Below are 15,391 nucleotides of genomic sequence, written 5' to 3'. Positions count from 1 at the left end.
TGCCGGCCTCAGGCTTTACGGGGAGCGGCTTTCTTGGCGGGCGCTTTTTTAGCCGCTGCCGGCTTGGCGGCAGTCTTTTTGGCGGCTGGCTTCACTTCGGGCTTCACCACCACAGTTTTCACTGGGGCTTTGGCCGTCGCAGCTTTCTTGGCTGGGGCCTTCTTGGCCGGTGCTTTGGATGCTGCAGACTTCGCCGCGGCCTTCTTCAGTGCGGCTTTGGAGGGGAATGCTTCTTCCACACCCTTCTTGGCCGCGCTGGAGCGGCGCATATTGGGTTCGCCCACGGCTTTTTTAGCCGGCGCCTTGGCTGCGGGTTTGGCAGCTTCTGGAGCGGCTGGTTTGGCAGCACCCAGCTTCAGGCGCACAGGCTTTTCGCCCCACAGCTCTTCCAGGTGGTAGTACTGGCGGAAGTTGGGTTGGAAGATGTGCACCACGGCCTGGGCGCAGTCCACGATGATCCACTCACCGTTGGCTTCGCCTTCGATACGGGGCTTGGGGAAACCGGCTTCGCGCACGGCATCACGCACGCTGGCGGCCAGCGCCTTGGTCTGGCGGTTGCTGGTACCCGAGGCGATGATCACGCGCTCGAACAGGGAGGACAGGTGCTCGGTGTCAAACACCACAATGTCTTGGGCCTTGACGTCTTCCAGGCCGTCCACGATGGCACGTTGGAGTTTTTGGGTGTTTTTGGCAACGGTGGAAGTAGTCATCAGGTCGGTCGGTAAAGATGGTGTTGGTCAATATAACGCGCAACGGTTTCAAAAACCAGAGGGCCAATGCTTTGGCCCGTGGCGGCGCGGTGTCGGATGTCGGTGGCACTGGTGGCCACGGGGGGCATATTCAGGACCGTCAGGCCGGGCACATGTGCCTTTAAGGCATCAAATTGGCCCTTGGCCCCCGTTGAATCTGCGCGAGCAGCTACACAAATTATAGCAAGTGCTGGCAGCCGCTCCCAGCGACTCCAACTGGGTAGCGCGCGAGCTTGGTCTTCCCCAATCAGCAAGTACAGCTGCGCGCCCGGATTCGCCTGCTGTAACTCTAGCAAGGTGTCCACCGTATAGGTGGGGCCTGGACGTGCCAGCTCGCGCCCATCCACCACCACCTGCGGCAGGTCGGCAAAGGCCAGTTGGGCCATGGCCATACGGTGCGTGGCATCACTGAGCGTGCGGCTTTTGTGCCAGGCGTGGCCCGTGGGGATGATGTGCAGCGCATCCAGCTGCAACTGGGTAATCGCTGTGGCCGCCAGCGCGTGGTGGCCCCGGTGCGGCGGGTCAAACGCCCCGCCAAACACGCCAATACGCCGGGGCGGTGTGGCTGCGGTCAGCGTCACACCCAGTCCCGCGCCGTCAAGAAGTGCTCGGTCAACGCCGCTTCGGGCGAACCCGGCTCCGGCTGCTGTTGGTAGGCCCAGCTCACCAGCGGTGGCATGGACAGCAAAATCGACTCCGTGCGCCCACCCGACTGCAAACCAAAGTGGGTACCGCGGTCCCACACCAGGTTGAATTCCACATAACGACCACGGCGGTACAGCTGAAAGGCACGCTCGCGCTCGGCGTACGGTGTGTCCTTGCGGCGCTGCACGATGGGCAGGTAGGCGGTTAAAAACGCGTCGCCCACGGCCTGCAGCATGGCAAAACTGCGGTCCTGGCCTAGCTCCGAGAAGTCATCAAAAAACACGCCACCCACGCCACGCGGCTCGTTGCGATGCTTCAAAAAGAAGTATTCGTCGCACCACTTTTTGAAGCGCGGGTACTTGTCGCCCCCAAATGGCGCCAGCGCGTCTTTGCAGGTCTGGTGGAAGTGCACGGCGTCTTCGTCAAAGCCGTAGTACGGCGTCAGGTCCATGCCGCCGCCAAACCAGCACACCTCCTGCCCTTGCGGGTTCTTGGCGGCCAGCATGCGCACATTCATGTGCACCGTGGGCACATAGGGGTTGCGCGGGTGGAACACCAGCGAAACGCCCATGGCCTCAAACGGCGCACCCGCCAGCTCGGGGCGGTGCTGGGTCGCACTGGGCGGCAGCTTGGGGCCGCGCACATGCGAGAAACCGCAACCCGCGCGCTCAAACACTGCGCCACCTTCCAGAATCTGCGTGATGCCGCTGCCCTGCAGCGGCTCATGAGGCGCTTTTTCCCAGGCGTCGGACAGAAAACTGCCGCCATCCACCTCGGCAATGGCCGCAGTGATGCGGCTTTGCAGACCCATCAGGTACTGACGCACCTGGGCGGCGGTTGCCTGCACGTTCATCCCTTGAGGGCCCGGTAACCGATATCGGTGCGGTACTGCATGCCATCAAACGCAATCTCGCTGATGACCTGGTAGGCCCGTTGCTGCGCCTGCTTCACGCTGTCGGCCAGTGCCGTCACGCAGAGCACGCGCCCGCCAGAGGTTTGCAGCACACCCTCCTTGAGGGTGGTGCCGGCGTGGAATACAGCAGCGTCCTCGCTGTCCTTGGGGATGCCAGTGATGGCATCGCCCTTGCGGGGGCTCAGCGGGTAACCGTGCGCGGCCAGCACCACGCCCAGCGCGGTGCGGCGGTCCCACTGCAGCTCCACCTCGTCCAGCTTGCCATGCGGGCCAGGCTCGGTGGCGGCCAGCAGCACATCTACCAAGTCGGTCTTCAAGCGCATCATGATGGGCTGGGTTTCGGGGTCGCCCATGCGGCAGTTGAATTCCAGCGTCTTGGGCTGGCCGTTCTTGTCGATCATCAGGCCCGCATAGAGGAAGCCGCTGAATGGGATGCCGTCGGCCTCCATGCCCTTGACAGTGGGCAAGATGATCTCGCGCATGGCCTTGGCGTGGATGTCGGGTGTCACCACAGGCGCGGGCGAATACGCGCCCATGCCACCGGTGTTGGGGCCCTGGTCGCCATCCTGCAGGCGCTTGTGGTCCTGGCTGGTGGCCAGGGGCAGCACGTTCTTGCCGTCCACCATGACGATGAAACTGGCCTCTTCGCCTTCCAAAAACTCTTCAATCACCACGCGCGCACCGCCGTCGTTATGTGCCACGCCCAGGGTGTTGTCTACCAGCATGAAGTCGATGGCTTCGTGCGCCTCGGCCACCGTCATGGCCACCACCACACCCTTGCCGGCAGCCAGACCGTCGGCCTTGACCACGGTGGGTGCGCCCATCTTGTCCACATAGGCGTGGGCTGCCGCAGGGTCGGAGAAGGTGGCGTATTCGGCCGTGGGAATGTTGTGCCGGCGCATGAAGGCCTTGCTGAAGGCCTTGGAGCTTTCCAATTGGGCCGCAGCCTTGGTCGGACCAAAGATGCGCAGGCCGTGGGCGCGGAATTCGTCCACCACACCCGCGGCCAACGGCACTTCGGGGCCGACCACGGTCAGCGTGATCTTGTTCTCTTGCGCCCATACGCGCAGACCCACCACGTCGGTGATGGCAATGTTTTCCAGGTGTGGGTCGGTGGCGGTGCCGCCGTTGCCGGGGGCCACATAAACCCGCTGGATTTTGGGAGACTGGGCCAGTTTCCAGGCCAGGGCATGTTCGCGACCACCGCCGCCAATAACGAGAATATTCATAAGGTTCCTAACCAGTTGGGAGCAGCGCTGAGGAGCGGCCCCACAAGTCTTAATCGGTTGAGGACAGAGCTGAAGATCTGTCCCGCAAAATTTTCACAGAGCCGCGTTGTGGTAAATCTCTTGGGTGTCGTCCAGGTCTTCCAGAACGTCCAGCAGTTTTTGCATGCGCTCGGCATCTTCGCCGGTCAGCTCAATGGTGTTATCGGCGCGCATGGTCACACCCGCCACCTCCGCCACCAAGCCCGCCGCTTCCAGCGCGGCTTTCACGGATTCAAAGTCGGGATAGGCAGTCAGCACCTCAATCGCGCCGTCATCGCCCGTGATCACATCTTCGGCGCCGGCTTCCAGCGCCACTTCCATCAGCTTGTCTTCACTGGTACCGGGCGCGAAGATCAACTGGCCGCAGTGTTTGAACTGAAAAGCCACCGAACCTTCGGTGCCCATATTGCCGCCGTGTTTGCTGAAGGCGTGACGCACCACAGCCACGGTGCGCACCTTGTTGTCGGTCATCGTGTCCACGATGATGGCTGCGCCGCCGATGCCATACCCCTCGTAGCGGATTTCTTCGTAGGTAATGCCTTCCAGCGTTCCTGTGGCCTTGGCAATGCCGTATTTGACGTTTTCGGCCGGCATATTGGCCGCCTTGCCCTTCTCAATCGCCAAACGCAAGCGCGGGTTGGCGCTCAGGTCGCCACCACCCAAGCGGGCCGCCACCATGATCTCTCGCATGACCCGCGTCCAGATGCGCTGCCGTTTCTCGTCCTGGCGGCCCTTGCGGTGCTGAATATTGGCCCATTTACTGTGTCCTGCCACGCGATTTCCTTTGAAAATTCGTTACGCTACTCTCTCAATTGTACTTTTTGGGACTTCCATGGCTTCCATCCAAGACGAGGGCATCCTGATTGCCCAACATGGCACCGGCAACTCCACCGTCCGCTGCTTTTTGCGGCCCGACAAGGCCAACCGCCATGGACTCATCACCGGCGCCACCGGCACCGGCAAAACCATCACCCTGCAAACCCTGGCCGAGGGTTTTTCCGCCCTGGGCGTGCCCGTCTTCATGGCCGATGTGAAGGGCGACCTGACCGGCATCTCCCAAAAAGGGGCACTGGGCGAGAAACTGGGCAAGATCCTCAAAGAGCGCGGCATTGACGAACCCGCGTTTTCCACCTTCCCCACCACGCTGTGGGACGTGTTTGGCCAGCAGGGCCACCCGGTCCGCGCCACCGTGAGCGACCTGGGCCCGCTGTTGCTGGCCCGCATGCTCAACTTGAATGAAACCCAGGCGGGCGTGCTGCAACTGGTGTTCAAGATTGCCGACGACGACGGCCTGCTGCTGCTGGACATGAAAGACCTGCGCGCCATGTGCCAAGACGTGGGCGAGAACGCCAGCCAGTACACCACCGAGTACGGCAACATCAGCGCCGCCAGCATCGGCGCCATCCAGCGTGGCCTCATGCAGATCGAAGAGCAAGGCGGCGACCTGTTTTTTGGCGAGCCCATGCTCAATATTGAAGATTTCATGCAGACCGACGGCTCGGGCAAGGGCGTGGTCAACATCCTGGCGGCCGACAAGCTCATGCAGTCGCCGCGTCTGTACGCCACCTTTTTGCTATGGATGCTGTCCGAGCTGTTCGAGGCCCTGCCCGAAGTGGGCGACCTGGACAAGCCCAAGCTGGTCTTCTTCTTTGACGAGGCCCACCTGCTGTTTGCCGACGCCCCCAAGGTGCTGATCGAGCGCATTGAGCTGGTGGTGCGCCTGGTGCGTTCCAAGGGCGTGGGCGTGTTTTTTGTCACGCAAAACCCCCTGGATATTCCCGACAGCGTGCTAGCCCAGTTGGGCAACCGCGTGCAGCACGCGCTGCGCGCCTTCACGCCGCGCGACCAAAAGGCCGTCAAGAGCGCTGCCGACACCATGCGCGCCAACCCGGGTTTGGATGTCGCCACCGCCATCACCGAGCTGGGCGTGGGCGAAGCGCTGGTCAGCCTGATGGACGAAAAAGGCCGCCCCTGCCTGACCGAACGTGTGTTTGTGCTGCCCCCGGCCAGCCAGATTGGCCCGATTAAGCCGGAGCAACGCAAGACGCTACTGGCCGAGTCCATCGTCGCCGGTGTGTATGAGAAGGCCGTCGACCGCGAATCGGCATTTGAAGCGCTCAAGGGCCGTACCCAGGCAAACATGGGCCACGCGGCACCGGTAGAGGACGACTTTCCTGCCGCAGATACTGCTGCACCACGCGCATCCCGGCGGGGATCTACTCCCACGCCGACCGCAACACCCGCCCCCAGTGGCGGCGGCATTCTGGACAGCATTGGCGACATGCTGGGCGGCGGCGCCCGCCGCTCGCGTGCCAGCGTGGGCGAGCAAATGATCAAGAGCGCCGCCAGCTCCATCGGCCGCGAAGTGGGCCGCCAGATCATCCGCGGGGTGCTGGGCAGCATCCTGGGTGGTAGCCGGCGCTAAACCCCGGCGCCAAACTTGCTTTGCGACAATCGCTCCCTTTTAGAAAACAACAAGGAATAAGAACATGGTCACCCTCGATCCCGCCGCCCGTGCCAATGTCACGCTGATCGACCACCCGCTGGTGCAGCACAAGCTCACGCTGATGCGCAAAAAAGAAGCCAGCACCAGCAGCTTTCGCCGCCTGCTCAATGAACTGGCCGGTCTGATGATTTACGAAGTCTGCCGCGACATGCCGCTGCAGGACCTGGAAATCGAAACCCCGCTGGAGAAGACGACCGGCAAGGTCATTGACGGCAAAAAGCTGGTGTTCGCCAGCGTGCTACGCGCTGGCAACGGCATTTTGGACGGCGTGCTGAGCGTGGTGCCCGGCGCCCGCGTCGGCCATGTGGGTCTGTACCGCGACCCCAAAACCCTGCAGGCCGTGGAGTACTACTTCAAGATGCCCAGCAACATGGAAGAGCGCGATGTGGTGGTGGTGGACCCCATGCTCGCCACCGGCAACTCCGCCGCCGCCGCCGTGGCGCGCCTGAAGGCCTGCAAGCCCAAGTCCATCAAGTTCCTGTGCTTGTTGACCTGCCCCGAAGGCATCAACACGCTGTACAAGGAACACCCCGATGTGCGCGTCTTCACCGCCGCCATCGACCGCGGCCTGAACGACCACGGCTACATCATGCCGGGCCTGGGGGATGCGGGAGACCGAATTTTCGGTACGCAGTGAACCTAAGTCTTTGAATTCATTGAATGTTCAATGTGATTCTCAAAAATCCAGTTTTACATTGAACATGCCAGAAAGCAATCCATGCTCGACCTGCTGATCCACAACGCCACCCTGCCCGACGGACGCCAGAACATGTCGGTGGCGGTGCAGGCCGGGCGAATCACTGAAGTGGCCGAAAGGCTGAGCCCCGCTGCTGCACCCGCCAAAGAAACCGTGGACGCCGACGGCATGCTGCTTTCCACGCCCTTTGTGGACGCCCATTTCCACATGGACGCCACGCTGAGCCTGGGCCTGCCGCGCCTCAACGCCAGCGGCACGCTGCTGGAAGGCATTGCGCTCTGGGGCGAACTCAAACCCCACCTCACCTTTGACGCCCTGGTGCAGCGCGCCCTGGCCTACTGCGACTGGGCCGTCGCCAATGGCCTGCTGGCCATCCGCAGCCATGTGGACACCAGCGACGCGAGCATGCTGGCGGTGGAAGCGCTGCTAGCGGTCAAGAAACAGGTGGCGCCCTATATCGACCTGCAGCTGGTCGCCTTTCCGCAGGACGGGGTGCTGCGCAGCAAAGGCGGCGTGGACAACCTCAAGAAGGCGCTGAGCCTGGGCGTGGACGTGGTGGGCGGCATCCCCCACTTCGAACGCACCATGGCGGACGGTGCCGCCAGCGTGAAGCTGCTGTGCGAGCTGGCTGCCGAACAGGGCAAGCTGGTGGACATGCACTGCGACGAGTCGGACGATCCGCTCTCGCGCCACATCGAAACCCTGGCCTTTGAAGCCAACCGCCTGGGCCTGCATGGGCGCGTCACCGGCTCGCACCTCACCTCCATGCACAGCATGGACAACTACTACGTGAGCAAGCTGCTGCCGCTGATGGCCGAGGCGCAGATCAGTGTGGTGAGCAACCCGCTGATCAACATCACGCTGCAAGGCCGGCACGACAGCTACCCCAAGCGCCGCGGCATGACCCGCGTGCCCGAAATCATGGCCGCCGGCATGACCGTCGCCTTTGGCCAAGACTGCTGCATGGACCCCTGGTACAGCATGGGCAGCGGTGACATGCTGGAGGTCGCCAGCATGGGCCTGCATGTGGCGCAGATGACGAGCCAAGCTGCCATGGCGCAATGTTTTGACGCCGTGACGAAGAATCCTGCCCGCATCCTGCACCTGGAAGGCTACGGGCTGGAAAAAGGCTGCAACGCCGACTTCGTGCTGCTGCAGGCGCAAAACCCCGTAGAGGCCCTGCGCCTCAAAGCCACCCGCCTCAAAGTCTGGCGCCGCGGCGTGCTGGTGGCGCAAACGCCGGCCCGCACTGCGGCGCTGAACCTGCCGGGCCGCCCCGACCACACCTCGTTTTTGCATACAAAATAGGCCTCTAGCCCCCGTGGATATTGCGCAAGCAGCTACTAAAGATGTAGCAATAACCATCGCCGCCGCACAAAGCACCTCAGTGCCTTTGGATGTAGCGGCCAATGTGCAGACACACCTGCGCTTTGTAGAGGCGGCGGCCGACCACGGCGTGCAGTGGCTGGTGTTCCCCGAGTTGTCGCTAACCGGCTACGAACTGGCCGCCATGCCGGGCCTGGTGCTGCACGCGGACCACGCGCTGCTGGCGCCCCTGCGCGAGGCGACCCGCCGCACCGGCATGGCCATCACCGTGGGAGCACCCGTGGACTCAGGCAGCGCCCTGCCCTCCATTGGCGCCATCACGCTGCGGCCTGATGGCGGGCACAGTGTGTACCGCAAGTTCCATCTGCATGGCAACGAAGTCGCGTTTGCCGCACCCGGCGCACAGGCGGCACATCTGCAAACCCTGGGACCAACCCACATTGCCAGTGCCATCTGCGCAGACACCAACCACCCATCGCACGCCGCAGCGGCAGCACAGGCCGGTGCCAATGTCTACGCCGCGGGAATACTGACTTCCGAAAACGGCTATGCGGCCGAAGCACCGCTGTGGGCCAGCTATGCGTGTGACCACCGCATGGTGGTGCTCATCGCCAACCACGGCGCGCCGTCGGGTGGTTATGTGTCGGCGGGCAAAAGCGGGATTTGGGATGCGAGTGGGAACTGCATCACGCTAGCGGATGGGACTGGAGACTGGTTGGTTGTATTGACCCAAAACGCTTGAACGCACCCACACCAAATTCTTGGGTCAATCAGCACCTGAGCCAAAGAATTTACTCACAGCAAAGATTTAAGAATTGCTTGTTCTTCGTTCTTTAGATCGGACCGAAGTTGGTCCGCAGAGCGTTTTGCCTTGAGCGCAAATGCTGGCAACGAATCCTTAGTGACTATCTTGATACAAGTGGTAATGGACTCGGGAACTCTCATACTGAACAAAAACTCACTCTCCTGCACCTCACGCAAGTCCAGTTCACCATTGCTAAGAAGAGAGCATTCAAAGATTTGGGTATCGACCACGATTATTGGAAAGGCGAAGGATGCTGACGGTGAGGCCAGTTGACTTTCAGCGCGAGCAATACTCATCGAAGCCTTCATTGCGTTGCACGATGCTGTGTATGCGGCATCACCGCCATCGGCCAATGCTTGGCGAAGGCCATATCCCCCTCGGGCTGGGCGTTGTATGTGCGATTGAATCGCTCTCTCAGCAATTCTTGTTGCTAGACATTCTTTCGCCAGGTCTGACATGACTGCAAACATAGAAAGCCTGTTGAATGCAGCCCACGCATCATCGGATGTCAACACTACCCATGGCTTAGTGGATGCCTTGCACTCCAACACACATGAAATATTCACTGTCCCAATCCAGTCCTGATCCGCTGCAATGATGTCAATCTCTCGGCCTTTTCCGGTCTCTGAGTCTGTGTAAACGGTGGACTGTCGGATTTCAAAACCAGCGCGACGAAAGGCATTTGCCGCGGCCATTTCCAAAGGGAAACCCGTTGACTGAAGCCACTTTAAAACTTTTTCTTGAACCATCTTTACTCCGATCCCATTGTCTACACAGTGCACAAACCCAACGCACCCAATGCGCGAAATGAAGCAGCGGGCATTCGCTTATCGAGCCAGTTAACACGTCTCATCGTTTACTTGCCGCACTGAACAACAAATCCCAATCATCCGGCGGATGCCCACTCTCCAGCATCTTGCGAAACACCCGATATGCGTCATCGCTGCTTTCATACGCCCGCTTGGTATCTTCATCGTTCACCCACGCCAGCACGATGATCTTGGCCTGGAGGTGGTAACGAAAAAACAAGCGGTATTGCTGGAAAAACTTGGCACGAAACCAGTGTTTGTATTCGTCGCCCAAGGTGCCGCCCTGCCGGTATTCGGGCCGTGTCGGGTCTTGGGGAATGACTTCAAACGCCAGCTTTTGAATAGCAGCCAAGCGCTTGGTAGCATTCTTTTTTACGTACCCCTGCGGGTCTTTGGCTCTCAAGGTTTGCACTTGTAGCGTCAGGGCTTGCAACTGGGCCAAGAAAAGTGGATGGGCAAAGACCGACCAACCATTAACGACCCAAGGCTCGGCAGGCTTGCCGCTCATTCATCGTCGGCCGACAGCGCAGCGTCCATATCCAGTTCCACGCCAGTGGTGAGCGCTTGAATGCGTTGTAACAATTCGGAATCAATGGCTTGCAGGCGCTCCGGGTGCTGGGTCATGTCCTGCGCCAAAAAGCCCAAAAAAGCACCCAGTGCGGGGTCCGCAGTGTCCGTATTGGAGGCCCTGGTCAGCACCACCTCGCCACCAGGGCGGATGCTGTAATGGATTTTGTCGCGCTTGCCAAGGCGCAAGGCGCGGCGCACGGTTTCGGGCACCGTGGTCTGGTAGCGTTCAGTCAGGGTAGATTCGACTTCCATGGTGGCAGGCATCGTGCACTCCAGTTCAAAATTCACTTGGTTACCCATGGTAATGCATTTGCATTGCCAAGACAATGCAAATGCATTACCAGAAACATTCAAATAAAACACCCATGAAAAACTACTGGCTCATGAAAGCCGAACCCGCCGAAGCGTCTATCGACGATGTGCTGGCCATGCCCAACGCCACCGTACCCTGGACCGGCGTGCGCAACTACCAGGCGCGCAACTTCATGCGTGATGGCATGCAGGTGGGCGACGGCGTGTTGTTCTACCACTCCAGTTGCGCGGAGCCCGGCATCGTGGGCATTGCGCGGGTGGCCTCAGGCGCTTACACCGACCCCACGCAGTTCGACCCCAAGTCCCCCTACTTTGACGCGGCCAGCAAGCCGGAGGCGCCGCGCTGGATCTTGGTGGATGTGCGGGTGCTGCACAAGACATGCAACCTGACCCTACCCGAGCTGCGCGCCGACCCGGAACTGCAGGACCTGACCGTGCTGAAAAAGGGCAACCGCCTGTCCATCACGCCGGTGGAGCCGCAGCATTGGCGTACCATTCTGCAGCGGCTGGGGCAGCCGGATTTGGTATAAAAACTGCCTCTAGCCCCCGTATCTATTGCGCAAGAAGCTCCTAACTTTATAGCAACCACCATGACCATCGCCACCGACCTGGACCGCCTGGCCCTGCAAGAACAGCGCCTGCAATTCGACGCCTTTGACCAGGCCACCGCCTGGACGCTGGGTACCAACATCAAGGCGCTGTGCGAAGCGGCTGGCGTGGCGCTGTCCATCGAGATCCGCCTGAGCAAGGAGACGGTTTTTTACTACGCCATGCCCGGCACCGGCCCCACCAATGCCGACTGGGCACGCCGCAAGCGCAATGCGGTGGAGCTGCTGCACACCAGCTCTTACGCGCTGGGGCTCAAGCTGGAGCAGGAAAACAGTTCGCTGGAAGCCAAACAGGGCTTGGCACTGCGGGACTACGCCACCCACGGTGGCAGTTTTCCCATCCGTGTGCGCGGCGTAGGTGTGGTGGGCGTGGTCACCGTGTCAGGCATTCCGCAGCGTGAAGACCACGCCATGGTGGTGACGGCGCTGGCCGCCCTGTGCGGCGTGCCGCTGGCCGAGGTGGCGCTGGACTAATCGCGCCCTAGTGCCGCGTGGGGCCTGCCAGAAAGGTGGCCTCAAACTCATGCGCAGGCAGGGGCTTGGAATAGAAATAACCCTGCAACAGGTCGCAACCCTGCTGGGTGCAAAACGCGGCCTGCGCCTGGGTTTCCACCCCCTCCACCACAATCTGCATGTTCAGCGCCTTGGCAAAAGCGATGATGGCCACAAACAGTTTTTCGCTCTTGCCCCCTTCACCCACCGCGGATACAAAACCCTTGTCGATTTTGAGAATGCTGATGGGGAACAGCTTCAGGTGGTCCAGCGAGGAATAACCGGTGCCAAAGTCGTCCAGCGACATGGCCACACCCTGGGCCGAGATCTCGGACAGCAGGGACACCGTGGTGCTGGTCACCTCGATCAGCATGCTTTCAGTAATTTCCAGCTCCAGCGCGTTGGCCGGCAGACCATGTTCGGCCAGGGCCGCCATCACGGTGCGGGGCAGTTTCTCCTGCTTGATCTGCACCGCTGACAGGTTGATCGCCAAGGTCAGATCGGCCAGGCGCGGCGCATAACGCTCGCGCCAGACCTTGAGCTGCCGGCAGCCCTCCAACAACACCCAGGCGCCGATGTCCACAATCAGGCCGGTTTCTTCGGCGATGGCCAGAAAAGCCGCCGGCGACAGCACACCCAGGCGGGGGTGGTGCCAGCGCAGCAAAGCCTCCATACCGCGCAAGCCACCATCGACAGAGCGAATTTGCGGCTGGTAGTAAATTTTGAGTTCGTCTTTTTCCAGCGCGCGCTGCAGGTCATTTTTGATGAGTGAACGGAACTGCACCGCCTCTTGCAACGACACGGAATAAAAGCGGCTTTTGTTGCGGCCATCCAGCTTGGCCTGGTACATGGCCAGATCGGCGTATTTGAGCAAGTCGGCCGCGTTGTCGGTGGTGTTACCCAACACCGCAATGCCGATGCTGGTGGTGATGGTCTGTTCGGTGGACCCGATGAAGATGGACTCGCGCAGCGCAACATTGATACGGTCGGCCAGCACAATGGCCTGCTCATCGTGGTCAAAGCTGGTCATCATCACCACAAACTCATCCCCACCCAGCCGGCACAACAAGTCGCCGTCCCGTGCAATCAGCGTCAGGCGGCGCGCCACCTCCACCAGCAACTGGTCACCAGCGTCGTGCCCCATGGTGTCGTTGACGCTTTTGAAATCGTCCAGGTCCAGCAGCAAAATGGCCAAGCGGCCGTCCCGGCGGCGAGCACGGGCCAGTTGGGCCTCCAGCGCGCGCTCAAAGCCGCGGCGGTTCATCAGGCCAGTCAGGGCATCGTGCTCGGACAGGTTGCGCACCTGCTCCAGGCTGTAACGCAGCCGCTCCTCAATCTGAAACCGCTGGCGCGCCTGCATCACCACCCGGGTCAGGTGGCGGCTGTTCACCTCGTCCTTCAGCAAAAAGTCTTGCGCGCCTGCCTCCAGGCACTGTTCAGCCAGGCTCTCGTTTTCGTAACGGCTAAGCATCACCACGGCCACCCCGTCGTACGCACCGCCCCGCAGCGCGCGCAACACCTCCAGCCCGTTGTCATCGGGCAGGCGGTAGTCCAGCAGGATGGCATCAAACTTCTTGCTAGACGCCATCTCCAAGCCAGCCGCAGCGGTCTCGGCGTACGCCACCTCGCAGGGCACCGGGCTTTTGCGCAGGGTGCGCGTGATGGCGTGCCGGTCCAGCTCGTCATCGTCAATCAGCAGCAGGGAGAGTTCCGCAATCATGGGTACCTTTGTCACTACGCAATCAGCTCCACCACACGCCAGTAGCCATGTAGCATTTCCATCGCACGCATCACCCCGTCGCCCACCTGGCTCTTGATGATGTAACCCGCGATGTTGTGTTTGTAGGCAATCGCCTTGTCCTCCTCGGCCTTGGAGGTGGTCAGCACAAACACCACCGCGCTGGACAACGCCGGGTCCTTGCGGATCTCGGCCAACACCTCCAGCCCATTCATGCGCGGCAGGTTCAGGTCCAGCAGCACCAGGTAGGGCCGGTGGGACGCATTGCACTCGCGCAGTTTGGCCAGCCCTTCCATGCCGTCCCGGGCACGCACGATGGGGTTGGTAATTTGCAGCTTCTTGAGCGCACGCCGGATGCCCATCACATCTACATCGTCGTCGTCCACCAGCAGCAGGGTGACGTCCTTGTCGGTTTTGTTGGCTTGCATCGTGGCTACTCCTCAATCGGACTGCGTGGGCCAGGTAAAGCGGAAGGTGCAGCCGGCATTGCCATCCGACTCCAGCGTCACCACACCACCAACCGTTTCCACCGCTTTTTTCACAATGGCCAGGCCCATTCCACTGCCTTCCACCTCGTCGCGTGGCTTCAGGGTCTGGAAGATGGTGAACACCCGTTTCTGGTGTTCGGGTGGAATGCCGGGCCCGTCATCCTGGACCGCAAACTCATACCCACCGGGGTAAGGTCGCGCGTGCACCCATATCGTCCCCTGCGGCTTGTCCTGGTGTTTGATGGCGTTGTTGATCAGGTTGCGCAACACTAACTCCAGCGGCACTTTCTGCGTGCGCACCACGGGCATGTCCGCCGCGGCAACCAGCTTGATGTTTTTTTGCGAGGCGGCCAGCTCAAAAATGTCGCGCACCAGGTGGCCGGTGTTCACCGCCCCAATCGGGTTGTCTGACTGCCCCACGCGTGAATAGGCCAGCAAGTCATCCAACAACATTTCCATGCGGCCAATCCGGCTGCGCATCAAGCGCAGATGGTCCTGCGTTTCGCTGTTCAGTGAATCGCCCAAGTCCTCTGCAATCCAGGTGGCTAACTGGTCCACCCCGCGCAGCGGCGACTTGAGGTCGTGCGAGGCCACATAGGCAAAGTTGTTCAGATCGTCGTTGCTGCGCGTGAGCTGCCCCACCAGGTTGCTCAACTGCAATTCGGATTGTTTGCGCGCCGTGATGTCCACAATGGCGGACAGAATCTTGAGCCCTGTGGCAGTCATGATGGGGTTCAGGCCAATCTCGACCGGGAACTCGCTGCCGTCTTTGCGCAGACCATACAAATCGCGGCCACTGCCCATGGAGCGTGGGCTGGGATCGGAAAAGTAGGTGGCGCGATGGTGCGGGTGCCCGCCCCGAAACCGCGTGGGCAGCAACATGTCGATGGATTGGCCCAGCAGCTCGGAACGGGCGTACCCAAAAATGGCTTCCGCTTGGGAGTTGACCATTTCAATCACACCGGACTTGTCGATCATGACCATGCCATTGGGCGCCATTTCCACCACTTGGCGAAACTGCTCCTCCTGCCGCTTGCGTTCGGACAAATCGACAATCGCCGACACCACCTTCATGCCCTCGGCGGTTTTGATGGGGGTGAGGCCAATCTCGATGGGGAACTCGCCACCGTCCTTTCGACGTCCATACAGGTCGCGGCCAATGCCCATCAGGCGCGGGCTGGGATCGGCCACAAAGTTGGCGCGGTGGGCCGGGTGCACGCGGCGAAAGCGCTCTGGCAACAGCACCTCGATGGCCTGGCCCAACAGCTCAACACGGGAATAACCAAAAATGGTTTCGGCTTGCCGATTCACCATTTCAATCAACCCGCCCTCACCAATCATGACAATGGCATAAGGCGCCATTTCCACAATTTGTCGGAACTGCCCCTCCTGCCCTTGCACCAGCGCGTCGTCCATGCACCTCCCTCGCTTTTCTTCTGAAAAGCAATGCAAATAAACCCAACAC

At 61.0% G+C, this 15,391-nt stretch carries 17 protein-coding genes; 6 read left to right on the top strand and 11 right to left on the bottom strand.

The window, feature by feature from the left end:
• Positions 1-8: 8 nt before the first annotated feature.
• The 5 genes from rsfS to C5F53_RS08095 all read right to left on the bottom strand — a co-directional run bounded on the left by rsfS (position 9) and on the right by C5F53_RS08095 (position 4,349).
• A complete protein-coding gene (gene rsfS, locus C5F53_RS08115; RefSeq protein ID WP_105260846.1) occupies positions 9-710 on the bottom strand; it encodes a ribosome silencing factor in 702 nt (233 codons plus the stop codon).
• Positions 710-1,336 carry a nicotinate (nicotinamide) nucleotide adenylyltransferase gene (nadD, locus tag C5F53_RS08110; RefSeq protein ID WP_105260980.1) on the bottom strand — a complete coding sequence of 209 codons (627 nt, stop codon included), beginning with the start codon at positions 1,334-1,336 and terminating at the stop codon, positions 710-712. Before nadD ends, rsfS begins: the two co-directional genes overlap by 1 nt.
• Entirely contained in the window at positions 1,327-2,247 is a 921-nt protein-coding gene (gene hemF / locus C5F53_RS08105; protein ID WP_105260845.1) for an oxygen-dependent coproporphyrinogen oxidase, read from the bottom strand. Before hemF ends, nadD begins: the two co-directional genes overlap by 10 nt.
• Positions 2,244-3,536, bottom strand: a complete 1,293-nt coding sequence (gene purD / locus C5F53_RS08100) for a phosphoribosylamine--glycine ligase (RefSeq protein WP_105260844.1) — start codon at positions 3,534-3,536, stop codon at positions 2,244-2,246. Before purD ends, hemF begins: the two co-directional genes overlap by 4 nt.
• A 93-nt stretch (positions 3,537-3,629) precedes the next feature.
• Positions 3,630-4,349: a YebC/PmpR family DNA-binding transcriptional regulator gene (locus C5F53_RS08095; RefSeq protein WP_105260843.1), complete on the bottom strand. Its 720-nt coding sequence runs from the start codon at positions 4,347-4,349 to the stop codon at positions 3,630-3,632.
• A gap of 58 nt (positions 4,350-4,407) precedes the next feature.
• Here C5F53_RS08095 and C5F53_RS08090 point away from each other — a divergent pair, with 58 nt between their 5' ends.
• The 4 genes from C5F53_RS08090 (at position 4,408) to C5F53_RS08075 (ending at position 8,846) form a co-directional block, all read left to right on the top strand.
• A complete protein-coding gene (locus tag C5F53_RS08090) occupies positions 4,408-6,000 on the top strand; it encodes a helicase HerA-like domain-containing protein (RefSeq protein ID WP_105260842.1) in 1,593 nt (530 codons plus the stop codon).
• 64 nt (positions 6,001-6,064) lie between these two features.
• Complete coding sequence (gene upp, locus C5F53_RS08085) at positions 6,065-6,718, top strand: uracil phosphoribosyltransferase (RefSeq protein WP_105260841.1); 654 nt, start codon at positions 6,065-6,067, stop codon at positions 6,716-6,718.
• An 81-nt stretch (positions 6,719-6,799) separates the two neighbouring features.
• Complete coding sequence (locus tag C5F53_RS08080; RefSeq protein WP_105260840.1) at positions 6,800-8,086, top strand: amidohydrolase family protein; 1,287 nt, start codon at positions 6,800-6,802, stop codon at positions 8,084-8,086.
• A gap of 13 nt (positions 8,087-8,099) precedes the next feature.
• Positions 8,100-8,846, top strand: coding sequence for a carbon-nitrogen hydrolase family protein (locus tag C5F53_RS08075; protein ID WP_236635293.1), 747 nt, complete (start codon positions 8,100-8,102; stop codon positions 8,844-8,846).
• Between the two features lie 53 nt (positions 8,847-8,899).
• On the opposite strand, the gene C5F53_RS08070 is transcribed toward C5F53_RS08075, so the two are convergent.
• The 3 genes from C5F53_RS08070 to C5F53_RS08060 form a co-directional block, all read right to left on the bottom strand.
• The gene (locus C5F53_RS08070; RefSeq protein WP_146097324.1) at positions 8,900-9,658 is read right to left on the bottom strand and encodes a hypothetical protein; all 759 of its coding nucleotides are present in this window, start codon (positions 9,656-9,658) and stop codon (positions 8,900-8,902) included.
• A gap of 100 nt (positions 9,659-9,758) precedes the next feature.
• Positions 9,759-10,226, bottom strand: coding sequence for a type II toxin-antitoxin system YhaV family toxin (locus C5F53_RS08065; protein WP_105260838.1), 468 nt, complete (start codon positions 10,224-10,226; stop codon positions 9,759-9,761).
• On the bottom strand, positions 10,223-10,552 hold the full coding sequence (locus C5F53_RS08060) for a type II toxin-antitoxin system PrlF family antitoxin (RefSeq protein WP_105260978.1): 330 nt from the start codon (positions 10,550-10,552) through the stop codon (positions 10,223-10,225). The genes C5F53_RS08065 and C5F53_RS08060 overlap by 4 nt, the downstream gene beginning before the upstream one ends.
• Before the next feature lie 101 nt (positions 10,553-10,653).
• Here C5F53_RS08060 and C5F53_RS08055 point away from each other — a divergent pair, with 101 nt between their 5' ends.
• Complete coding sequence (locus C5F53_RS08055; protein WP_105260837.1) at positions 10,654-11,130, top strand: EVE domain-containing protein; 477 nt, start codon at positions 10,654-10,656, stop codon at positions 11,128-11,130.
• 60 nt (positions 11,131-11,190) lie between these two features.
• Positions 11,191-11,682, top strand: coding sequence for a heme-degrading domain-containing protein (locus tag C5F53_RS08050; RefSeq protein WP_105260836.1), 492 nt, complete (start codon positions 11,191-11,193; stop codon positions 11,680-11,682).
• A 7-nt stretch (positions 11,683-11,689) separates the two neighbouring features.
• Here C5F53_RS08050 and C5F53_RS08045 read toward each other — a convergent pair whose 3' ends face one another.
• From C5F53_RS08045 to C5F53_RS08035, 3 genes are read right to left on the bottom strand one after another with little or no spacing between them, the layout of a single operon-like run.
• Positions 11,690-13,420 carry an EAL domain-containing response regulator gene (locus tag C5F53_RS08045; RefSeq protein WP_105260835.1) on the bottom strand — a complete coding sequence of 577 codons (1,731 nt, stop codon included), beginning with the start codon at positions 13,418-13,420 and terminating at the stop codon, positions 11,690-11,692.
• 14 nt (positions 13,421-13,434) lie between these two features.
• Complete coding sequence (locus tag C5F53_RS08040) at positions 13,435-13,866, bottom strand: response regulator (RefSeq protein WP_105260834.1); 432 nt, start codon at positions 13,864-13,866, stop codon at positions 13,435-13,437.
• 12 nt (positions 13,867-13,878) lie between these two features.
• Positions 13,879-15,342 carry a PAS domain S-box protein gene (locus C5F53_RS08035; RefSeq protein WP_105260833.1) on the bottom strand — a complete coding sequence of 488 codons (1,464 nt, stop codon included), beginning with the start codon at positions 15,340-15,342 and terminating at the stop codon, positions 13,879-13,881.
• Positions 15,343-15,391: the final 49 nt, after the last annotated feature.

Origin of the sequence: Rhodoferax sp. TS-BS-61-7, assembly GCF_002943465.1 — a bacterium.
GTDB lineage: Bacteria > Pseudomonadota > Gammaproteobacteria > Burkholderiales > Burkholderiaceae_C > Allorhodoferax.
The sequence above is the reverse complement of the archived record's forward strand: the minus strand, read 5'-3'. Positions and strand labels throughout refer to the sequence as shown.